The organism is Erythrobacter sp. MTPC3 (genome assembly GCF_042854385.1).
Lineage (GTDB): Bacteria > Pseudomonadota > Alphaproteobacteria > Sphingomonadales > Sphingomonadaceae > Erythrobacter.
Genome location: NZ_BTGP01000005.1, coordinates 63,620 through 85,833 on the forward strand (window position 1 = coordinate 63,620; position 22,214 = coordinate 85,833).

General features: G+C 61.4%; 19 protein-coding genes. 8 read left to right on the forward strand and 11 right to left on the reverse strand.

Going from position 1 to position 22,214, the window contains the following annotated elements; genetic code table 11:
* Positions 1–110 precede the first annotated feature (110 nt).
* A complete protein-coding gene (locus tag ACGHU1_RS08490) occupies positions 111–509 on the reverse strand; it encodes a tetratricopeptide repeat protein (RefSeq protein WP_390585734.1) in 399 nt (132 codons plus the stop codon).
* Positions 510–834: 325 nt separating this feature from the next.
* Here ACGHU1_RS08490 and ACGHU1_RS08495 point away from each other — a divergent pair, with 325 nt between their 5' ends.
* Positions 835–2,376, forward strand: coding sequence for a hypothetical protein (locus ACGHU1_RS08495; RefSeq protein ID WP_390585736.1), 1,542 nt, complete (start codon positions 835–837; stop codon positions 2,374–2,376).
* A 122-nt stretch (positions 2,377–2,498) separates the two neighbouring features.
* Positions 2,499–5,195 carry a TonB-dependent receptor domain-containing protein gene (locus ACGHU1_RS08500; RefSeq protein WP_390585739.1) on the forward strand — a complete coding sequence of 899 codons (2,697 nt, stop codon included), beginning with the start codon at positions 2,499–2,501 and terminating at the stop codon, positions 5,193–5,195.
* A gap of 67 nt (positions 5,196–5,262) precedes the next feature.
* Here the strand turns inward: ACGHU1_RS08500 and ACGHU1_RS08505 are convergent, their stop codons facing one another.
* The 8 genes from ACGHU1_RS08505 to ACGHU1_RS08540 all read right to left on the reverse strand — a co-directional run bounded on the left by ACGHU1_RS08505 (position 5,263) and on the right by ACGHU1_RS08540 (position 12,786).
* Entirely contained in the window at positions 5,263–6,282 is a 1,020-nt protein-coding gene (locus ACGHU1_RS08505) for an aldo/keto reductase (protein ID WP_390585741.1), read from the reverse strand.
* 242 nt (positions 6,283–6,524) lie between these two features.
* On the reverse strand, positions 6,525–7,265 hold the full coding sequence (locus ACGHU1_RS08510) for an SDR family NAD(P)-dependent oxidoreductase (protein WP_390585744.1): 741 nt from the start codon (positions 7,263–7,265) through the stop codon (positions 6,525–6,527).
* Positions 7,266–7,277: 12 nt separating this feature from the next.
* On the reverse strand, positions 7,278–8,420 hold the full coding sequence (locus ACGHU1_RS08515; RefSeq protein WP_390585747.1) for an acyl-CoA dehydrogenase family protein: 1,143 nt from the start codon (positions 8,418–8,420) through the stop codon (positions 7,278–7,280).
* A gap of 95 nt (positions 8,421–8,515) precedes the next feature.
* Positions 8,516–8,881, reverse strand: coding sequence for a hypothetical protein (locus ACGHU1_RS08520; protein ID WP_390585750.1), 366 nt, complete (start codon positions 8,879–8,881; stop codon positions 8,516–8,518).
* 89 nt (positions 8,882–8,970) lie between these two features.
* Entirely contained in the window at positions 8,971–9,786 is an 816-nt protein-coding gene (locus ACGHU1_RS08525) for a ferredoxin--NADP reductase (RefSeq protein WP_390585753.1), read from the reverse strand.
* 130 nt (positions 9,787–9,916) lie between these two features.
* Positions 9,917–10,633 carry a hypothetical protein gene (locus ACGHU1_RS08530; protein ID WP_390585756.1) on the reverse strand — a complete coding sequence of 239 codons (717 nt, stop codon included), beginning with the start codon at positions 10,631–10,633 and terminating at the stop codon, positions 9,917–9,919.
* Positions 10,633–11,673 (reverse strand): Fe(3+) ABC transporter substrate-binding protein, encoded by a 1,041-nt coding sequence (locus ACGHU1_RS08535; protein ID WP_390585759.1) that lies wholly within the window; start codon positions 11,671–11,673, stop codon positions 10,633–10,635. The genes ACGHU1_RS08530 and ACGHU1_RS08535 overlap by 1 nt, the downstream gene beginning before the upstream one ends.
* Positions 11,674–11,730: 57 nt before the next feature.
* Positions 11,731–12,786 (reverse strand): ABC transporter ATP-binding protein, encoded by a 1,056-nt coding sequence (locus ACGHU1_RS08540; protein WP_390585761.1) that lies wholly within the window; start codon positions 12,784–12,786, stop codon positions 11,731–11,733.
* A 32-nt stretch (positions 12,787–12,818) separates the two neighbouring features.
* Between ACGHU1_RS08540 and ACGHU1_RS08545 the strand changes: the two genes are divergently transcribed.
* The 5 genes from ACGHU1_RS08545 (at position 12,819) to ACGHU1_RS08565 (ending at position 18,420) form a co-directional block, all read left to right on the forward strand.
* A complete protein-coding gene (locus ACGHU1_RS08545; protein ID WP_390585764.1) occupies positions 12,819–14,501 on the forward strand; it encodes an ABC transporter permease in 1,683 nt (560 codons plus the stop codon).
* A gap of 81 nt (positions 14,502–14,582) precedes the next feature.
* Positions 14,583–15,584: a magnesium chelatase ATPase subunit I gene (gene bchI, locus ACGHU1_RS08550; protein WP_390585767.1), complete on the forward strand. Its 1,002-nt coding sequence runs from the start codon at positions 14,583–14,585 to the stop codon at positions 15,582–15,584.
* The gene (locus tag ACGHU1_RS08555) at positions 15,581–17,272 is read left to right on the forward strand and encodes a magnesium chelatase subunit D (protein WP_390585770.1); all 1,692 of its coding nucleotides are present in this window, start codon (positions 15,581–15,583) and stop codon (positions 17,270–17,272) included. Before bchI ends, ACGHU1_RS08555 begins: the two co-directional genes overlap by 4 nt.
* Positions 17,273–17,280: 8 nt before the next feature.
* Positions 17,281–18,165 (forward strand): alpha/beta fold hydrolase BchO, encoded by an 885-nt coding sequence (gene bchO, locus ACGHU1_RS08560; protein WP_390585773.1) that lies wholly within the window; start codon positions 17,281–17,283, stop codon positions 18,163–18,165.
* A 27-nt stretch (positions 18,166–18,192) separates the two neighbouring features.
* Positions 18,193–18,420 carry a hypothetical protein gene (locus tag ACGHU1_RS08565; protein ID WP_390585775.1) on the forward strand — a complete coding sequence of 76 codons (228 nt, stop codon included), beginning with the start codon at positions 18,193–18,195 and terminating at the stop codon, positions 18,418–18,420.
* A 6-nt stretch (positions 18,421–18,426) separates the two neighbouring features.
* Here ACGHU1_RS08565 and ACGHU1_RS08570 read toward each other — a convergent pair whose 3' ends face one another.
* Positions 18,427–19,251 (reverse strand): hydroxyneurosporene dehydrogenase, encoded by an 825-nt coding sequence (locus tag ACGHU1_RS08570; RefSeq protein WP_390585778.1) that lies wholly within the window; start codon positions 19,249–19,251, stop codon positions 18,427–18,429.
* Positions 19,252–19,265: 14 nt separating this feature from the next.
* Complete coding sequence (gene crtD / locus ACGHU1_RS08575; RefSeq protein ID WP_390585780.1) at positions 19,266–20,837, reverse strand: 1-hydroxycarotenoid 3,4-desaturase CrtD; 1,572 nt, start codon at positions 20,835–20,837, stop codon at positions 19,266–19,268.
* A 103-nt stretch (positions 20,838–20,940) separates the two neighbouring features.
* Between crtD and ACGHU1_RS08580 the strand changes: the two genes are divergently transcribed.
* A complete protein-coding gene (locus ACGHU1_RS08580; RefSeq protein WP_390585783.1) occupies positions 20,941–22,083 on the forward strand; it encodes a methyltransferase in 1,143 nt (380 codons plus the stop codon).
* Positions 22,084–22,214: the final 131 nt, after the last annotated feature.

The following is a 22,214-nucleotide window of genomic DNA, read 5'->3' on the forward strand; positions in this document are numbered from 1 at the left end:
TCGGTGAGTGCAGCATGAGCGCCTTGGACGAAATAGGGCCCTCCACCCGGCATGGTGAAGAGCCCCATTGATCTAACTCGGAGACGTCCCTGTGGACGCTGACGCGCTGCCTATTGGCGCAGCGCAGTCCGGCTGGCGATGCGCAGATCGCCTGATTCCAGCATTTTGAGAGCCTTGCGGGCGAGGCGCCTCGAATCGGTAAGGCTGCCATTGGCCGTTTCCAGCTCAAGCGGCTCAGGGCTGGTCAGCGCAGCGTTGAAGAACGCCCGCGCTTTAACGTCATCCCCGCGATGCGCATGGGCGATGCCCAGATTGATAAGCACAGCCGGATCACGCGGATTCTCTGCAAGCTGGTCTTCGAGCACGCGAATCGCTTCGACCCCGCGTCCTTCGGCTAGCGGCGCTGCGCCCAGTTTTGCGTCAGGTTCTGCGGCGAGTTGCGATGTAATCGGCGCGCCCTGAACTGGGCTGGCTGCGGCGATGGCAATTGCGATGGCTGTAAGTGTCATATCGATGCTTCCTCTGTGTATGACATTTATATGAAACACTTTTCATAAAAATGCAACACGATTGAAACATTGTCTTTTTTGAGTCTTCTTCACTATGAAAGCATTGAATTTTCAGCTTAATTTAGCGCACCTTCGCAGCCTCTCCCCAAATATGGATGACTTTATTTTGTCATTTGTGACGCTCGTTCGTCATAAAAAGCGGGAAGTTTTCCACATTGCCACATTGCCGTCATGCTGAAAGAATTCTGTCACGAGCCAGCCGTAGCGGTCTCCTCGCGAACTCAATCGCAACATCCGATTCTTGGTTTTCAGGGGACCGCAAGCTGTGAAAAATCTTCAACGTACACTCATTCTCGGTGTCAGCATCGTAGCTCTCGCAGGTTGCGGCGCAGACGAAATCGTCTCGCCGGGAACAAGCGGCGACATCATCATCAATAATCCGACGCCAAGCCCGACACCGACGCCAACCGGCGGCCCGACGGTGACCGCTGCGGCTGGTTGTCCCACAATCGCGTCGACCGGCGGCCTTACAGATGCAGGCACGATCGATAACACCCCGACCGGCAGTTACCGCGTTTGCCAGCTGCCTACGACGTTCAATGTCGATGACACCCTGCCTTACATAGCTGGTCTGCTTTACGAGATCCGGGACCGCGTAAACGTCGGCACCGATCAGGGCTTCAACAGCACCGGCACAGACGTCACCCTGACAATTGAACCGGGCGCGATCCTGTTCGCACAGGGCGAATCGTTCTTCGTGGTGAACCGCGGCAACGAAATTCAGGCAAACGGCACCGCAACCCGTCCAATCATCTGGACCAGCCGTGACAACGTACTCGGCGTTGCAAGCGATTCAAGCCAGGCACAGTGGGGCGGCGTCGTTCTTCTCGGCCGTGCACCGGTGTCGGATTGCTCGGACCAGACATTCAACACTGCGGCTGCGCCAAACGCCAACCCGCAGTGCGAACAGCAGCTTGAAGGTACAACCGTTGCGACGCCATTCGGCGGCACCGACAGCGCCGACAGCTCCGGTTCGTTCACCTACAACCAGATCCGTTTCTCCGGTTTTGAGCTTCAGCAGTCGAACGAGCTTCAGTCGCTGACCACAGGCGGCACCGGTTCGGGCACGGTTATCGAGAACCTGCTTTCGTTCAACAGCTCGGATGACGGCGTCGAATTCTTCGGCGGTTCGGTCAATGTCCGTGACCTCGCGGTTATCGGCGCATCGGACGATTCGCTGGACGTTGACTCGGGCGCTCAGGCCAATGTTGAAAACGTGCTGGTCGTTCAGCGCAGCGGCACTGGTGACAGCCTTATCGAATTCGACTCGCCAGACGATCTGGCCGACGGGACACCTGGCAACGCCCTTCCGCAGAGCCAGCTTCAGGTGAACGGTTTTACCTTCATCCAGCGTTCGTCCTCGTCTTCGCAGGTCGTCCGCGCTCGCGGTGGTCCAGCTCTTGCTCTGACCAACGGCGTTATCGATCTTGATAGCGCGGATGATGTTTGCATCCGTATCGACGAACAGATCACTCTGAACGCGATCATCGGGTTCGACTCGGTTCTCTGCGACGGCGTAAATCGCCCAGTTCGCGGTTCGTCGGGCGTGACCGATGCAGAGGTTCAAGCGGTCGTCGATGCGGGCACCAACAACAACCTCGTGGGCACTCTGACGCTGACGGACACGTTCATCAACGGTTCCAACGAAACCGCAGTGGCCACGTTTGATGCGACTGCATTGTCGAGCTTCTTCACGGCGCGCACCGCAATCGGCGTGACCGATGTGTTCGGCGATTGGACCTGCAACTCTTCGATCATCGACTTCGGCAGTGCGACCGGTGATTGTACCTCGCTGCCGGTCTACTGATCCGGGCTTTCGATTAGTCGGGAGGCGCTGCAATTTCGCGGCGCCCCCCGACCCGCATCAATTATCGCAGGCCGCATCATTCTCGGCCGCACCAAGACCTAGCGATGAAGGGGTCTCTCACTATGTCGACCGGCACGCGCCTCGCAGCCATCCTCCTCCTGAGCACATCGCTCACCTTTCCAACCGCGCTTTACGCCCAATCCGCCGAACAGCCGCCTGCTGAGGAAGCAGGGGATGATCCGGAGATCGAAGGCGAGCAAACCGAAGAGGAACTGGAACAGCCAGAAGTCTCCGTCCCGGGTGGCGGCATCATCGTCACTGGTCGGCGCAACCGCGACCCCGAACGCAATTCGACACAGGTTCTCAGCGTCCTCTCCGAGGCAGACATTGCCCGCACCGGCGAAAGCGACATTGCAGGCGCGCTGGGCCGTGTGACCGGCCTTTCGGTCGTCGGCGATGGCCGCGTGTTCGTGCGCGGTCTGGGCGACCGGTATTCGCTGGCGCTTCTCAACGGCCTGCCGCTTCCCAGCCCCGAACCGCTGAGCCGCGTTGTTCCGCTCGATATCTTTCCGACCAACGTCATCGCCTCCTCGCTGGTGCAGAAGACTTATTCTGCAAACTTTCCCGGCGAATTCGGCGGCGGCGTAATCAACCTCACCACAAAAGCGGTACCAGTCGAAGACTTCCTTTCGATCAGCGTTTCGGCGAGCGGCGATACCGAGACGACGTTCTCTAACGGCCTCACCTATTTCGGTTCCGACCTCGATTTCGCAGGCTTCGATGATGGTGCCCGCGACATCCCGCCGAACCTGCAGGCTTTCCTCGACAGCGGAGAACGCATCGGCAGTGTCCCGCTCAACATCAGCGAAGGCATCGCGTCAGAGCTGTTCCCGGTCAATTTCGTGACCCTGCAAAAGGTCGGCTCGCAGCGCCCCAATTTCTCCGGGTCGCTTACCGGCGGCGCTTCTTTTGAATTGGGCGATGACACCTATCTGGGTGTGATCGCAACTGCGTCGCTGAAGAACAGCCTGCGCAATCGCACCGTGATCAGCCAGGGCGGCAGCTCGGATTTGTCCGAACTTTTCCAGGATTTCCGCACCAACATCACCGATGAAAACGCGCTGTTCAACGCGCTTGTCTCGTTCGGTCTGGATACCGGCCCGCACACCATCCGCTGGACCAACCTGTATATCCGCGACACATTGAAGACCGCCCGGCTTGAAGAAGGCACTGATATCCTTCCCGGTTTTGACGGTTTCGACTTCATCAACCAGCAGACCGCATGGTTCGAACGTCAGCTGATCGATACCCAGCTGGTTGCCGAGCTGGACTTCGACCGGATCGATGTCGACCTTCGCGGCGGATATGCCCGCACCGATCGTGAAGCGCCTTACAACACCTCGTTCAGCTACACCCGGACCAACATCCCCGGCGATCCTTTCGGCGAGGAATTCGTCGCCTATTTCAACCAGCTTTCCGATGCCGGTATCAGCACTGCCTCTTTCGATGACCTGAAAGAGGAATTGTGGTTCGGCGGGGCCGACCTGTCCTACGAACTGACCGACACTTTCCAGGTCACCGTCGGCGGCGCGTATTCCGACACCACGCGCCGCTCTTCGAGCCGCGAATTTCGTCCTTTCATCACCGGTGACCTGCTGGGCGACGAGATCGTTCCGGCTCTGGGCCTCAATCTGCCCGGCAATATCATCACCGACCTGACGCTGGAGGCTTTCAACGTCACACTGACCGAGGCGACGCCGTTCCCGGTGTTCGATGCCGGGATCGAAATCGCGGCGGGTTATGGCCTGTTCCGCTGGCTGCCCACCGATACCCTCACGTTTGAGGCCGGTGTGCGGTATGAGGACGCATCGCAGTTCGTCGCGCTTGACCAGTCGATCTTCAACACTCCAATTGCTGGTGCCACGCCGACCAACAACGATGAAGACTACTTCCTGCCGGGTGCAACGATCACCTGGTCGCCAATCGACGATCTGCAGCTGCGACTGTCCGCATCGAAGACCATCGCCCGCCCGCAATTCCGCGAGCTGGTCGAACAGACCTATTTCGATCCCGAATCGAACCGCCGTTACCGCGGCAACCCGCTGCTCACAGACAGCGAGCTGATCAATGCAGAGGCCCGCGCCGAATACTACCTCGGCGGACCGAACCGGATCAGCCTTGCCGGGTTCTACAAAGAGATCGACAACCCGATCGAGAACACCCTGATCTCAGCCTCGGGTCAGGTTCTCACCAGCTTTGCCAACGCTCCGGCGGCAGAGCTGTACGGTGCGGAACTGGATTTCGTCTACGGCATCGACCTCTACAGCCTTGGCGGGTCGTTCTGGGAAACGAAGCAGGTCCTGCTGCTGGCAAACTACACCTTCACGCAGTCCGAACTTTCTATCGGCCCGGACGATATCTCGCCCACCACGTCGAACCCGAACCAGCTTTCCAGCCTCATTTTCGACGATGGCGCGCCGCTGGTGGGTCAATCCGATCACGTTGCCAACGTATCCCTCGGGATCGAGGATACCGAGAAGACCCAGCAGCTCACCGTCTTGGTCAATTACGCCAGTGAACGTGTGACCCTGCGCGGCGGCGCCCTGCCCGATGTGGTCGAAGATCCCGGCGTCACCGTCGATTTGGTCGCCCGGTCAGAGGTCGGTGCATTCGGCGTTCCACTGGAGCTGTCATTCGAGGTTCGCAATATCTTTGGCCGCGATAATTTCGAATTCCAGCAGCTTGGCGAAAACCGGATCGAGATCAACACTTACGACGTGGGCACCTCGTTCTCGTTCGGATTGAAAGCCGAATTCTGATCGTCCGACAAACTTCCTCTCCCTCTACGGGCCGCTCTGTAATGGAGCGGCCCTCTTTGTATCCGCCTCACTCCCTCACTGTGACCTGATCCATGGCCGGCATCGGCATACTCATCCCGGTGGGCCATTTGGGCTGATACGGCTGCTCCAGCGCGTCCAGTTCATCCTGTGACAGGCTGATATCCAGCGCGGCGACGGCATCCGCGATATGGTGCGGCTTGGTCGCTCCAATAATCGGCGCCGCGACTGCGGGCCGCGTAAAATGCCATGCGAGCGCGAGGCTCGCCATTTTCTCACCGCGCTGATCCGCAATCCTGGAAAGCGCATTGATCACCGCACGGTCGGCATCGCCCTGACGGTAAAGCATCTTGCCCACGCCATCGGTCGTGCTGCGCACCGTCTCCTCACCAAAAGGGCGGGTCAGGCGGCCACGGGCCAGCGGGCTCCACGGAATAACCCCCACACCCTCCGCCTCGCACAGGGGGAGCATTTCGCGCTCCTCTTCGCGGTAAAGCAGGTTGAGCTGGTTCTGCATCGAGATAAAGCGGGTCCAGCCATTTGCCCGCGCCGTCTCCTGCGCTTTGGCAAATTGCCACGCATACATCGACGATGCGCCGATATACCGCGCTTTGCCCGCTTTCACGATGTCATGCAGCGCCTCCATCGTTTCCTCAATCGGGGTCGCATCATCCCAGCGGTGGATCTGGAACAGGTCGACATAATCCATACCAAGCCGGGTCAGGCTGTCATCGACCGCCTGAAACAGGCTTTTGCGCGAAAGCCCGCCCGCATTGGGCGCATTGCGCCACACGCCGAATGCCTTGGTCGCGACCACGATCTCGTCGCGCTGCGCCATTTCATTCAGCAGCTTGCCTGTAATCTCCTCCGATGTGCCGCCCGAATAGATATTGGCGGTGTCGAAGAAATTTATCCCCGCCTCCAGCGCGGCGCGGAAAAACGGGCGGCTGTTATGCTCGCCCAGCAGCCAGTCGCCGTGCCACCCCTTTGTGGTGTCGCCATAACTCATGCAGCCGAGGCACAGCTGCGAAACCATCAGTCCAGACGGGCCCAAACGGGTGAATTTCATTGCAATCTCCTGCGTTCTATTCGGCTAAAATAATGGGTCGGCGCTGCCCAAAAATTTCCAACTCCGCATGACACATTTGGCGAAATGTCATGCGCGTCCTACGGCTCAAATGCATGATTATATTGGATAAGTGCCTGTAGGACACGGATGACAACTCTCCAACATTCTTTCGGGCCTGTCAGCCGGGCAATATCTGTTTGCGTTGGCACGAAACAGGCCGTGTAGGAAAGGCTGGCCGCGTCCTAGGAAAGCGTCAGCCCGCCGTCCACGACCAGCGTTTGCCCCGTCATGTATGACGCCAGCGGCGATGCGAGGAACAGCGCCGCACCTGCCATATCGGCGGGCGTTCCAAACCGGCGCAGAGGTATCGAAGCAAGTGCGCCGTCGCGCCGGTCGGGATGCTCGGTCGTCACCGTGGTCAGCTTTGTCGGGACAAGGCCGGGAGCGATGCCGTTCACGCGTACGCCGTCCCGCGCCCATGCCTCGCCCAGCGATTTAACGAGGCTCGCCGCGCCCGCTTTCGATGCGCCATAGGCCGGATTGCCGAGCGTGGCGGTGAAGGATGCAACCGATGACACCACGACCATCGATCCGCCGCGTTCGGTGAGGCCATCGTGAAAAGCGCGGGCGCAATCCATTACGGAGTTGAGGTTGACATCGATCACCTCGTCCCAGCCTTCGCGCGCAAATTCGCGCTTGCCGTATCGCACGATGCCCTGGCTCTGGATCAGCACATCGACCGCGCCGATCTGCTGCGCCAGCGCCTCCACCGCATCGCGGCCCGTCACGTTCAATTGCGCGTAGTCGATCCCGCTGAAATCGCTGTCCTCCGCTTCGAGGTAATCGCCTGCATCGGGCCGCGTGCCGGTGACGATGACTTCCGCGCCGCGCTCGCGAAAACCCTGCGCGATGCCGTTGCCGATCCCGCTCGACCCGCCGATCACGAGCACGCTTTTGCCGGTAAAATCGAGCGGATCGGGCATTATTGCGCCTCCTTAAATCGAGCGGCTGATCACTTCTTTCATGATCTCGCTGGTGCCGCCATAGATGCGCTGGACGCGCGCATCGCGCCACAGGCGTGCGATGGCGTATTCATTCATATAGCCCGCGCCGCCGTGCAATTGCAGCGCCGCATCAACGCATTCCCACTGCATTTCGGTGTGCCACAGCTTTGCCGCGCTTGCCTCATCCGTGGTCAGCTCGCCGCGCAGATGCCGCGCGATGGCCCAGTCGAGATGCGCCCAGCCGACCTGCAATTTCGCTTTCAGATCGGCGAGCGTGAATTTGGTGTTCTGAAACTCGAACACGGTGCTGCCGAATGCCTTGCGGTCTTTCGTAAACTTCACCGCCTCGTCAAACGCGCGCTGCGCACCGCCCTGCGCGGACACCGCAATGCTGAGCCGTTCCTGCGGCAGTTCTTCCATCAGGTGGACAAAGCCGCGCCCTTCCCCGCCGAGGATGTTGGTCTTTGGCACGCGCACGTCCTGAAAAAACAGTTCAGACGTGTCGGCGCTATGCTGACCGATCTTGTCGAGGTTGCGGCCCTTTTCAAACCCTTCGGTGCCCGCGTCGACCAGCACCAGAGACGTGCCCTTGGCCCCCGCAGCCGGATCGGTCTTCGCCACGACGATGACTACGTCCGCGTTCTGGCCGTTGGTGATGTAGGTTTTGGAGCCGTTGATGACGAGGTGATTGCCGTCTTCGATCGCGGTGGTGCGAATGCCCTGCAGATCGCTGCCCGTGCCCGGTTCGGTCATCGCGATGGCGGTGATGATATCGCCGGACACCATGCCGGGTAGGTATTTCGCCTTCTGCTCTTCGCTGCCGAGCCGCTCGAAATAATTTACGGTGATGTCGTTTTGCAGCGTGAAGCCCGCTGACGTGCCGAGGTAGGCGAGCTCCTCAGCCAGCACGCAATTGAACCCGAAATCGAGGCCCAGCCCGCCGTTCTCTTCCTTCACCGTTGGGCAAAGCATCCCCGCCTCACCCAGCGCCTTCCACGCCTTTTTGGGGACAACGCCCTCTTCCTCATGCTGGTCGAGATAGGGTTCCATATGCTCTGACAGCACTTTGCGAACAGTGTCGCGAAACGCCTCATGATCTTCGTTATAGGCGGTGCGATATGCGGTATCGAGCATTGCTGGCGTCTCTCTCGTATGGATCAGGTTGCAAGTGGCAACTGACCCGAGAGAGCGACGCATGTAAAGTGCAAATGCCTCAAAAAGCGCCGCGTTCAGACCCGATAGCAGAGCACCAACACGCGCATAGCTTTGCCATCGGCGCTGAAAACGGGAGTTGCATGACCTGTCGGCAGATCCGCGAGAATTTCCTGAAGCTCGCCCGGTAGGCTGGATGCACGGACGAAGCGATTGCGTTTAACATCCGCATCAAGCGACTTCGCCAGGTCAATCGCATCGCGGCAGGACTGGACCGCCGCTGTCTTCGTTTCAAATTCTGCCGGGGATGTGCTGGCGGCTGAGACAGACAACTGCATCAGGTGATAACGGGGGACCGGTGAAGATCGCTCATTCTGGGCCGAAATCGGGGCAGAGGCCATCGCGGTTACCAGAACGGCGGCGGCACTTAGAATCTTGAACATATCTCGCTCCTCCAATACTGAAGTAGCTTCGATTGGAGCGCATTAACTTACTGTGAATATCCTACCGAACCGCGGCGCCGCTGCCCGGATCACCCCACGAACGCGCGCTCGATCACAAACTGGCCCGGCTTGTTATTCGCACCCTCGGTAAAGCCGCGCTGTTCCAGATCGGCGGCGTGATCCTTGATCATGGCCATCGAGCCGCACAGCATCACACGGTCTTCTTCGGGTACGAATTTCTGCGGGCCCTTGCTGTCTTTGAACAGGTCGCCGCTGTCGATCAGCGTCTGGATGCGGCCGGTCGTGCGGAATTCCTCGCGGGTGACGGTCGGCACATAAATAAAACGTTCGCGGTCTTCGTCTTCGAGCAGCGGGTCGCCTTCCAGCTTGCTTTCGAGCAGATCGCGGTAGGCCAGTTCATCCTTGTGACGGACGGAATGCACGACGATCACCTCGTCATACATCGAATACACCTCTGGATCGCGCACCAGGCTCATGAACGGGGCGAGGCCGGTGCCGGTGGACAGCATGAACAGCCGCTTGCCCGGAAGCAGCGCATCGGTGACGAGCGTGCCGGTCGGCTTTTTGCCGAGATAGACCGGATCGCCTTCCTTGACGTATTGAAGACGGGAGGTCAGCGGGCCGTCCTGAACCTTGATCGAGAGGAATTCGATTTCCTCGGCATAGCAGGGCGATGCCATCGAATAGGCGCGCAGCAGCGGTTTGCCGTTATCGCCGGGCAGGCCGATCATAACGAATTCACCGGAGCGGAAACGGAAGCTCGGCGGCCGTGTCATCTTCAGGGTGAAGAGCGAATCCGTCCAGTGATGAACATAGGTAATTGTCTCAACAGAAAGCGCGCCGCTTTCCTGGAATTGTTCGCGGTCGGTGATCGGCTGGTTCAAGACTTGGACCTCAATAATTCAAAATGGCCGCCCCAGTGCAGCCCTGATTGCAGGCGCAAATGGACGTTTCGCGCCCGCGCATCAAGGTAGTTTAGTGTTAAGGGGTGAAAGTGCGGCTTGACCTCGCGCCTCACGCACGCCGCATCGACAGGGCCAGCAACACTGCCTCGACTTGCGAATTGACCGCTTCGGGTGATGCGGGGGTATCCGGGGGAACGGGCGCGCCTTCTGGCCACAGCGCGATCAATGCCTCTATTTCCCGGCCCACCGATGCGCTGTTCGGCGTGGCAGGATTGTCCGCCAATTGGCGCGCAACGCGGGCAAATCCCCATGCGTCCTGATATTCGCCAGCGTCAGTGACCGCGCCGCCATCAACCGCAATCGCGTATTCCTCGCGGATGAGGTCCATGAGATATGAGATGAGGCTTTCCGGCTCACCTCCAGCCGCTTCGCGCATTTCGGCAAGGTTGGCTGCGACTGCGGCCAGTTGCGGCTCGATCTCGGCAGCCGGACGGCCTTGTTCAAGCGCCTCGGACACCGCCTCGAACGGAGCGGGATCGAACCCGATTCCATCCAGCCCTTCACGCTCATCTGCGTAACTTTCCGAAACCGGATGAAGCAGATGCGGCCCGCCTGCCCTGCTTTCGCCTGCCCGGTAAAGTGCAATGCCGGCCTCGACATGTCCGGCCATGAAAGCCAGCCGTTTAGCAAGCTCTTCCGTTTGCCCTTCCGGCGTTTCGGCCTGCGCGGCGGTGCCTTCCTCCTCGATCGCCGCATCAGGTGCGCAGCCGGACGCGGCCAGAACCGCACCGGCCATAAGCGCGAGAATTGCGCCGCCGCGCCGCATCAGTTCCAGCCTGCTCGGTCGAAAATTTGCACCGCTTCGGCCTGATTGCTCCCGATTTCGACAGCGTTGAGAGTATCGGGCTTGAAATCACCCAGCATTTCCACCGCAGAATTCGCCTCAAGGCCGCTGACCGCAGGGTATTCGTTATTCCCGTCGGCAAAGTAACGCTGCGCGCTTTCTGATGTCAGGTATTCGAGGAAACGGACCGCATTTTCGCGGTTTGGCGCGGTCTTGATCACGCCAGCGCCGCTCACATTGATGTGCGAGCCGTTGCCGTCCTGATCGGGGAAGATAACGCCCAGCCTGTCAAACAGCGCTTTTTGTTCGTCATCGCCGCCAGCAAAGCGCGCAAGATAATAGGTGTTCACCACCGCGATGCGGCATTCGCCCGCCGCCACGCTTTCGATTTGCGCGGTGTCATTGCCCTGCGGTTCGCGCGCGAAATTGGCGACGACACCTCTTGCCCATTCTTCCGCTGCCTCTTCGCCTTGGTTGGCGATGATGCTGGATAGCAGCGAGATATTGTAAATGTTGGAGGAGGAGCGGATGCAGATATCGCCGCGATAGGCCGGATCGGCGAGGTCGGCATAGGTTTCCAGCCCCTCTGGTTCGCCCGCTTCCTTGTTATAAATGATAACACGCGCACGGGTCGATAGGCCGAACCATAGCCCCTCTGGATGGCGCAGATAGATCGGCAGACGTTCATTCAGCACCTCGCTTTCAACCGGTGAGAGAACGCCCGCTTCCTCTGCGCGCCATAGCCGTCCGGCATCGACGGTAATCAGCACATCCGCCGGTGAGAGTTCGCCTTCGCTCTGGATGCGTTCGATCAGGGCATCGGCCTCAGCTTCGATCAGGTTGACGGTAATTCCGGTCTGCTCGGTAAAATCTTCATACAGCGCCAGATCGGTGTCGTAATGGCGCGAGGAATACAGGTTCACCACGCCAGGATCCGCCCCTGCGCCTTCGTCCGCCTCTTCAGACGGCGCACAGGCGCTGACCGCAAATGCAAGAAGTCCGCCGAGAAAAAACTTGTTCATACCGATTCCTTATCAATTCTTGCGAGTGATTATCATTAGAAGGAATTGGTGCAAGTCTTATTTCGCGGCAAATGCCCTCACCGATCCGGCCCGGGGCGCGGCGCGGTATCCGTCTGCTGCGGCGGCTGCGGCGCTAAACTCGCCGGCGACCTCGCCAGTCACCTCAGCCGTGATTTCGGCACCGTCCTGCCCGGACAGGAGCACTTTTGCGCCCTGCCCCTGCAATTGCACATCGCGCACTTTCAGAAGCGGGCCGTCCGAATGAAGGTCGATCGCGGTGGAGGAAACCAGCAGGTCGAGCCGCGCTGCATCCGGGACCTCGCCTGCGACGCATTCCAGCGGCCAATCGCCGAATGCGGTGTGCAGCACAGCGCCATCGCGCGTGGCGGATACGGTCTGCGCTCCGCTGAAAATCGCACCGACCGATGCCGTCGCGGGTGTTTCGTGAAGTTGCTGCGGCGTGCCGAATTGCACGATGCGCCCGGCCTCCATCACGGCAATCCGGTCTGCCACATCCAGCGCCTCTGCCGGGTCGTGAGTTACAAGGATGGTCGTCGTGCCCTGTTCTCGCAGCAGAATGCGGCAATCGCGGCGCAGGCGGCGGCGCAGCACGATATCGACGCTGGCAAAGGGTTCATCCATCAGCAACACCTGCGGCCCCGGTGCCATTGCACGGGCCAATGCTGCACGCTGTTGCTGGCCGCCAGATAGCTCGTGCGGGAAACGTTCACCCAGACCGCCCAGCCCGACCCGGTCCAGCCAGCCATCAACGCCGCTGCCAGTCGATTTCGCCGCACCAAACCCGATATTGCGGGCGAGCGTCATATGCGGGAACAGCGCGCCGTCCTGAAACACCAGCCCGACGGGGCGTTTTTCCGGCGGCGGATTATACGACGGTGCGGCCAGCACCTCTGTGCCGAGCGTAATTTCCCCCTGCTGCACTTTCAGCAAACCCGCCGCGAGGTTCAGCAAGGTTGACTTTCCGCAGCCTGACGATCCAAGCAGGCACGTGATCTCGCCTGTCGGCGCGGTAAAGCTGATATCCTCCAGCGCCCGCATCCGATCGGTCCCTTGGCCGTAAACATGGGCAATATGACGAAATTCAAGGCTCAACGATGGCTTCCGGACGCGAAAGGATTGCAGGTGTGACACGCCGCCTTAGTCAGATTGACGCGCCCCGCGCAAGCACGGCGGTGCGCGCCGGGGGAACGTCTGCGCTCAGCGGCTGGCTGGTTGCAGCCCTGCTGATTGCGGCGCTGGCTGGTTTGCCGATCATCGCAATCCTGGTCTCCGCGCCCAGCGGCGGGATGGAGGCAATCGCTCACCTCGCGCAGACTGTGCTGGGCCGGTACATCGCAAACACCGCGCTGCTGATGATCATGGCAGGCGGACTGGCCGCGATCATTGGCACAGGATGCGCGTGGCTGGTCAGCGCGGCGGAATTTCCCGGCAGGCGGATGCTCGCCTGGGCACTGGTCCTGCCGCTTGCGGTGCCTGCTTATATCGCGGCGTATATCTATGCCGATATTCTCGACTTCACCGGGCCTGTGCAGACGGGCTTGCGAGCCGCAAGCGGGTGGCAGGCAGGTGAATACTGGTTCCCGCAAATCCGGTCATTAACCGGCGGAGCGTTCGTGCTGGGCATTGTGCTTTACCCCTATGTCTACCTGCTCGCCCGCGCCGCATTTGCCGCGCAAAGCCGCAGTCAGTTTCGCGCCGCGCGGAGCCTGGGCGCTGGCCCTGCGCGTGCATTCTGGAAAGTGGCTTTACCCGCCGCGCGCCCCGCCATCGCAGGCGGGCTGGCGCTGGTATTGATGGAGGTTCTGGCCGATTTCGGCGTCGCGCAATATTTTGCCATTCCAACGTTCAGCACCGGCATTTTTCGCAGCTGGCTTTCGATGGGGGACAAACAGGCCGCGCTGAAACTGGCCGCTTTCATGCTGATCTTTGTAATCGTGCTGATCGCCATGGAAAGCGCCACGCGAAAAGGGCGCAGCGACAGCCGCGACGGTATTGGCGCAGATGGGGCAGACCGGCTGATCGAACTTACCGGAGCGCAGAAACTGGGCGCGGCGGTGTTTTGCGCGGTGCCGGTCCTGCTCGGCTTTGCAGTGCCGGCGGCGCATCTGGGCTGGCTGGCGATGAGCGAAACGGCGGTTTCAGCGGCGGGGCAATTGGGCACTTATGCTGCGGGCAGTTTCTGGCTGGGCCTTGCCACGTCGGTCACCTGCCTGATCGCGGCATTGCTGCTCGCTTTTGCCAAGGCGCGATCGGGCAGCGTTGCTGCAAAAGGCGCGATCCGCGTTGCAACGCTGGGCTATGCGCTGCCGGGCGCGCTGCTGGCTGTGGGCCTGCTCGCCCCGCTGGGCGCCTTCGACCTTACGATCAGCCGGTTTGCGCGGGACAGTTTCGGATATGGCGGGGGGCTGATTTTGACAGGCTCCAGCGTGATCTTGATCTATGCGCTGTCGGTGCGGTTCATGACCGTGGCGTACAATTCGGTCGATGGCGGTCTTTCCAAGATACCGCCCTCCTATGACGCCGCTGCCCGGTCACTCGGCGCCAGCCCCGCCCGCGTTTTGCGAGAGGTTTACGCGCCGCTCCTGCGCCCCAGCCTGATTGCGGCGGCGGCGCTGGTGTTCATCGACACGGTGCGCGAATTGCCCGCCACGCTGATCCTGCGCCCGTTCAACTTGGAAACACTGGCGACCCGCACATACCGGCTGGCAAGCGATGAACGCCTGGTGGAGGCGTCGATCCCCGCACTCATATTGCTGGCGGCAGGAATGCTGCCGGTGATCCTGCTCAATCGCATCACCCAAAGGTAATATTGGCACGGCGCGAAAGTGTCAGGAAGAACTGTCGCTAATACTTGTCCAAACGGGCGCGACCGTTCACAAGGCTGGGCGATGGTAAAGTTTCCTTTTTCCGCAATCGTCGGTCAGGACGAGATGAAGCAGGCGCTGCTGATTGCAGCGGTCGATCCGAGTGTCGGCGGGGTCATGGTGTTTGGCGACAGAGGCACCGGCAAATCCACCGCTGCACGCGCTCTCTCTGCGCTATTACCGCCGATTTCCGCGGTTGAGGAATGCCGGTATGGCTGCACCGGCGATCAGCAGGGAAGCTGCCCTGATCCGTGCACATCGGGCCGCGTGCGAAAGCGGCCCGTGCCGTTTGTGGACATGCCGCTGGGCGCGACAGAGGACCGGGTGATCGGATCGCTCGATCTTGAACGCGCGCTGCGCGCGGGAGAGAAAGCGTTCGAGCCGGGATTGCTGGCAAAGGCGCATCGCGGGTTCCTGTATATCGACGAGATCAACCTGCTCGAAGATCATCTGGTCGACCTGCTGCTGGACGTCGCGGCGTCGGGCGAGAACGTGGTCGAACGCGAAGGGCTTTCGGTTCGCCACCGCGCCAAATTCGTGCTGATCGGCAGCGGCAATCCCGAAGAGGGCGAATTGCGCCCGCAATTGCTCGACCGGTTCGGTCTATCGGTCGATGTGCGCACGCCGACCGATATCGAAACGCGGGTGGAGATCATGCGGCTGGTCGCCGCGAATGAGCGCGATCCCGAAGCCTTTGCCCAGCGGTGGGCAGCCGAGGATGACAAGATCCTGAAACAGATCGCGCGCGGCAAGGCAAAGCTGGAGAAGCTTGAAGCCGGCGATGACGTGCTGACCGATGCCGCTGAGCTGTGCCTTGCGGTGGGCGCGGACGGCCTGCGGGGCGAGCTGACGCTGATGCGGGCCGCACGCGCGCTTGCCGCGTTGAAAGGCGCGCGCTCTGTTAAACGGGAACACCTGATCGCGGTCGCGCCGCTCGCCCTGCGCCACCGGCTGCGCCGCGATGTGCTTGACGAAACCGGATCGACTGTTCGCATCACGCGGGCGATTGACGAATTGTTCGGATGACACCGGCGGACGCGCCTGATCCTTTCGATGATGCCGTGCTTGCGGCGCGGTTGTTCACCCTTTCCCCGCTGAGTTTTGGCGGCATGGTGCTGCGCGGTGCATGTCCTGCGCGCGATGCCCTTACCGCCGCGATTGGCACACATATGCAGGTGCGCAAACTGCCCGGGCATATTGATGACGAACGCCTGCTCGGCGGGGTCGATATCGCCTCCAGCCTCGCCGCAGGACGCAGGATCAATCAGACAGGCCTGCTTGAAGAAGCGCGCGGCGGCGCGGTCGTGATCCCGATGGCAGAGCGGCTGGACGATTCGATTGCAGGCAGGCTTGCCCAGGCGCTAGATCATGCCGATCTGGCCGCGATCCTGCTTGATGACGGGCTGGAGCCTGACGATGCGCCGCCTGCCAGTCTGCTGGAAAGGTGCGCGTTCCACTGCGACCTCACCGGATCGCGCGCGCACGAAACACCCGATCTCGCCGGCGATTCAGCGATCCTTCCTGGCGATGTCGTGCCGCTCGATGATAAGGGGCTGGAGGCGCTGGCCGCGACAGCAGCGGCGCTCGGCGTGCAGTCCATCAGGCCGCTGATTTTTGCAAGCGAGATCGCGCGCGTCCATGCGGCTTTTCAAGGGCGCAACCAGCCGGATGAGAGCGACCTAAGCGTCGCCGCTCGCCTCGCCCTTGCGCCGCGCGCGACGCAGCTACCTCCGCCGCCTGAAACCGAGCCGGATGACGGGCAAAGCGAGCCTCCGCCTGAAAGCGCGGACAATGCCAGCGATCCGCAATCCCGCCCGCAGGACCAGCCGCTTGAAGAAATGATGGTGGAGGCTGCCGCCGCCGCGATTCCCGCTGACCTTTTGGCGCAGCTGGCCAAGGGAAATGCGCCGCGCCGCACATCAGGCAGCGGATCGGGGCAGCGGCGCAAATCGGGCCTGCGCGGTAAGCCTCTCAGCGCGAAACCGGGAATGCCGCGCGGCGGTGCGCGGCTGGCGTTGATCGATACATTGCGCGCAGCCGTGCCGTGGCAGCAGGTCCGCCGGCGCGAGAACCCTGAGAGCAGAGGTTCCGCGATCCTGACGCGCAAGGATGATTTGCGCGTGCGCCGGTTTGAGGAAAAAGCCGCCCGCGTCACCATCTTTGCAGTCGATGCCTCCGGCTCTGCCGCAGCCGCCCGCCTTGCCGAGGCGAAAGGCGCGGTCGAACTGATGCTGGCGCAGGCATACGTCACCCGCAGCGAGGTCGCGCTGATCGCGTTTCGCGGCGACACCGCCGAAGTGCTGCTGCCGCCGACGCGCTCGCTCACCCGCGCCCGCCGCGCGCTGGCCGAATTGCCCGGCGGCGGAGGAACACCGCTGGCGATGGGGCTGGACGCTGCCCGCGAAGCCGCGCGCGCTGTCACCGCAAGAGGCCGCACCGCCAGCCTCGTGATCCTGACCGATGGCCGCGCCAATATCGCCGCCGACGGATCGCCGGGCCGTAAACAAGCTGGCGAGGATGCCGAAAACGCCGCGCGGGCCATCGCACGCGATGGGCTGGATGCGCTGGTCGTGGATATCTCCGCCCGGCCCGGACCGGAGGCACCGGCGCTTGCCGATATGATGCAGGCCCGCTTTCTCGCCCTGCCCCGCGCCGATGCGAAAAGCCTGCACAAGGCGATCGAGGCTGCGCGCCCCGCACAGGTCGCAGCATGAGCCGGCCAATGAACTGGGCCCGGGAGGGAAAGATCTGGCCGCACCGCGATGCCAGCGAATTCGTGCGATCAGGGCCGGCCACATGGCACGTCCAGCAAATGGGCGATCCTGAAAAGCCTGCGCTGCTGCTACTCCACGGGACGGGGGCATCGGTGCATTCGTGGCGCGGATTGATGCCGCTGCTCGCTGAAACGCACCGCGTCATCGCGCCCGATCTGCCGCGCCACGCCTTTACCGCTGGCCATTCGCCAGACGATATGTCGCTGCCGCGAATGGCGCGAACGATTGCGCGGCTGCTGGACACACTGGATGTGCGTCCCGCCGCTATCATCGGTCATTCGGCAGGCGCGGCGCTGGCGCTCCAACTGGCGCTCGATCACGAATATCGCGGACCGGTTATCGGGTTAAGCTCGGCTTTGCGCCCGTTTCCCGGCCTTGCAGCGCAGCTGTTTCCGGCGGTGGCAAAGCTGTTGTTCGTCAACCCGCTGGTCCCGCGCCTGTTTTCCGGCGCGGCGGCGCTATCAGGCGATAGCGACAGGTTCATCTACCGCGCCACGCATTCGCATATCGATGCCAAGGGGCTGGCCTGTTACGAGGCGCTGTTGTCCAATCCGCGCCACACGAAAGGCGCACTGGCGATGATGGCGAACTGGGATTTGCCGACCCTGCGTACCCGGATGGGCGAAATCGGCAATCCGGTGCTGATGATCCACGGAGACAAGGACGCGGCCATCCCGCTGGACTGGGCCGTCGAAGCGCAAGGCTGGCTACAAAACGCGCAGCTTGAAGTGATGGAAGGCCTGGGCCATCTTGCGCACGAGGAAGCGCCCGATGCGGCAGCCGCGCACATCTCCAAATTCCTGTCCGATCATGCTATAGCGCCAGCTGGTTAGAACGCGGCAAACAGGAGCGCGCGGCGCATGGGCGATAACTATGGCTGGCTGGAAATCGTGTTCTTCTACGGTTTCGCCCTAAGCTTTGCATTGTGGCAATATTGGTCGGTAAGCCGCGATCTCAAGCGCACGAAAGAGGAGCGCGCACGGGCGGAAGCGGAAGCCGCAGACGCCCCGGCAGACACCGCAGCAGGCACCGCTGCAACCGGGGCAGAGACCACGGATCAAGCCAGCAATGAAAAGAACGCCGCGTAAGCGAGCCTACCGTTTTGCGCGCGGCATTCGATATGGCAGCATGAATTGCACCACGGGCGATGCAAATCGCCGCATGTCGAGGCTTTCCTGAATAGAAACGACATCCTCGCCATACAGCCGCGATGCGAGTTCTGAACGGGCGTAAAACGGCGTATCCTCCCATGTGCGGCTGACCTCGGCAAAGCCGACTTCGGACCGGGTACGCCGTTTGATCCCCCATGCGCTGCTTTCCAGCCGGGCAGATGGCGGCAGGTCCGCTTCTTCGGGTATGCCGTCCTTGCCGAACCGGATCGCGCTGGCGAAAACAGAACCGTCGCCGCGCTCCCCCTCGTAACAGACCACCGCGCCACTTTTCATGTGCGCGCGCGACCAGTGCCACATGCGAAACCCGTCTTCCAAAGGCTCCGACCCGCGATTGTGGTCGAAATAGCCTGAGCCTTTCCACGAGACACCGGGTTCCTCCATCGCAACTTCGATACGGGCGCGCGGGGCCATGCAATGCCAGATGTGGTTTTCTGCCGGATCAAGCGCAAAACTGGTCGGGTTGAGAGATTCGGGAATGACGCGAACCTTGCCGCGAACCTTGCGGCGCAGCGGATTGAACAATCGCTTGTCGCGTTCCTCGATGGTGATTTCCAGCGCGTCACCTTTCCATTCGACATGGCTCGGGCCGATCTGGAGGTTGTTGACATCGCGTTTGAGAGATGCCGATGGCCGTTCCGTCATCGCCCAGCGCGCGCCGGGACCGTACAGCGCCACATTCAGGCTGGAATGGTTGAGCGGGTCGCCCCTCCCGCTGCGTTTGTAATAGGGTGAGAACACGCTTCCCACGAACGCGATGATCGTCAGCCCATGCTGCCCGTCTTCGCTGATGGCATCGATGTACCACCAGGTGTAGCCGCCCGGTGGAACCGCCGCATCGAACCTAGGTCCCGTTCGATCGTTCGCGCTGCCAGCAGTCCTGACAAGGCTGCCATCGGGACCCCGGCCGCTGGGTGCGTCGCCCCGCCCGCGCAATACAGGCCCGGAATGCGCGTCTTCGGCCCCTGCCGCAGGAAAGAGGCCGCCCAGCCGTGCGACGCTCTGCCATAAAGGGCGCCGCCGGTCGCCGGAAACAGCCCCTCCCACGTCTGCGGCGTTGCCAGCTGGCTCGGCATGTCCTGTTCCAGCGTGAGGCCGCACCTTTGAAGCGTGCTTCTCATGATGTGAGTGCATTTCTCGGTCTCCTCGGCAGTGTAGGTGTGGGTGTCGCCGTTGGCGGGCGCGTTGACGATGATCTGGATGCGTTCACGCATGCCATCGGCAATTGCGGGCGCATCGTGCAGGCTGGCGCTGCGGTCCTGCGCGCAAACGTATACGGTGGGATCGGATGGCGGCCGGCCAGCGGCAATATCCTGAAATTCGCGCGCGTAATCGGGCGAGAAAAAGACGTTGTGATGGCTAAGGTTGAACCCGGATGTTTCGGCATGGGCAAACCACACCAGCGCCGATAGCGATCGTTTTGATGGCGGCATCTCGGGCACAGCCTTGCGCGCAATCTCGCCGAACTTTCCGCTGGTCAGCGCCGCTGGGTCGGCGTTCGACACGACTATATCTGCACGCACCGTGTCGCCGTTGTCCAGCCGGACACCGCTGACGCGCCGCCCCTCGGTCAGAATCTGCGCAGCGCCAGAGCCGGTGATGAAGCTGACGCCCTTTGCCTCTGCCAACGCCTTCAGCGCATTGGCGAGCGCGTTGATCCCGCCATCGATCAGCCACACGCCGCGTGCCTCGGTATGCGCGATCAGCATCAGCGTTGCGGGAGAGCGAAACGGATCGGACCCGCAATAGGTCGCATACCTGCCAAACAATTGCTGGAGGCGCGGATCGCTGAAATGCTGGCCCAGCGCCTTCCACAGATTGTCAAACGGCCGCATCGCCATTGCATCGCCGATGCGGGAGAGGCCAATGCGCCACATCATCGGGAACGGGGTGTAGGATTTGTCGCCGCGCAGGAAAGGCTCGTCCAGCACCTCGTAAATGCGCCGCGCTTCTTCGCGGAAGGCGCGGAAATCCGACGCCGCACCCGCTCCGGCAAAATCACCGATTGCCTCTTCACTGCGAACAGGATCAGCAAACAGGTCAAGCTGTTCGCGATCGTCCCACGCATGGCGGGCAATCACCTCTGCGCGGCGGACATTGATGTAATCGTCGAGCCGCGCACCGCAGGCCTGAAATATCCGATCGAACACATCGCGCATCGTAAAGACGGTCGGGCCGGCTGCGATATCGCGGCCATCGACGCGGACGGTGCGCGCCTTGCCGCCGACCCAGTCCTCTTTTTCGATGACGGTCACGTCATGGCCGCGCGCAGCCAGCATGGCCGCGCTGGAAAGCCCGCCCATTCCTGCTCCGATGATCGCGATCTTTTCGCTCACGGTCTCCCCTTCGTCATGCCGACTCGCTTGGTTTGTATAAGCGGCCCGCAGACATAATCATTGACCTTACACTATCATCTGTCCAATCATTTGGACATATGGGATGTCAATTCGTTTGGGAATGATGGAAAAGCCTTCGCTAAAGGTCCGCTGGATCGCGCGTCGCAACGCAATTTTTGCAAGCTCGCGCTTTCATTACTGGGCGGCGCGCATCCCGTTCATCAAATCGGTCGCTCGGAAACGCGCGACGCAGATGTTCGATCATCTCGTCGGCTTTTCCTATTCGCAGGTGCTGCGCGCTTCGGTTGAAAGCGGGCTGCTTGATTTGCTGGCCAAAGGTCCGGTCAGCGCGGATCAGGTGGCAAGCGAAATTGATCTGAGCCGCGATGCAGCCCTGCGATTGTTAAGGGCGGCGCGCGCGCTCGACCTCGCGGAAGAAGGCGCGCCCGATGGCTGGATGCTGGGCCAACAGGGCGCGGTGTTACAGGCTGATCCGGGAACGCAGGCGATGATTCGGCATCACCGGCTGCTGTATGCCGACCTGAACGACCCGCTCGACCTGCTTCGCCGCGACCGCGCAGAGCCCACCGAACTTTCGCGCTATTGGTCATATGCTGGCGCGCTTCACGGGGCGGCAACACGCGGGGCGGAGACGGAGGAATATTCCGAGCTGATGGCTGCATCACAGCGATTCGTCGCGGACGAGGTGATCGGCGCATTCCGGTTTCCCAAACAGGGAAAGCTGCTGGATGTGGGCGGCGGACATGGCGCGTTTTTGCGGCGCGTCGGCGCGGTCTATCCCGAGCTTCATTTGGGCCTGTTCGACCTGCCGGAGGTTGTGGAAACCGCTCGCGCTCATTTGGCGCGCGATGTCGGCAGCGAACGATTGACCTGCCATCCCGGCAACTTTTTCGAAGAAGCGGTGCCTACTGGTTATGACCTCGTTTCACTGGTGCGCATCCTGCACGATCACGACGATGGTCCCGCGCTTGCACTACTCAAGAATATCCGCGCCAGCCTGGGGCCACGCGGACGGCTGCTAATCGCGGAGCCGATGGCCGAAATCCCCGGCGCGGAGCCGATGGGGGATGCGTTTTTCGGGCTTTACCTGTGGGCAATGGGATCGGGCCGGCCCCGGTCACCCAGAGAAATCAAGGCAATGCTGAAAGAAGCCGGCTTTTCCCGAACGCGCCTTGTCGCCACCGCACAACCGGTCATCGCAAGCTGCATTGTCGCAGAAACTTGACGACAGATGTGTCTGCTTTGTTTGACACCTTGCGATGTAAGGCGTAGCACACAGTTGGAGAAGGTCGCTTTTCCTTTGCACGAGTCGCCTTACAGGCGGACCGGCAGGGAAAGCCCCAAGAGGGAAGAATA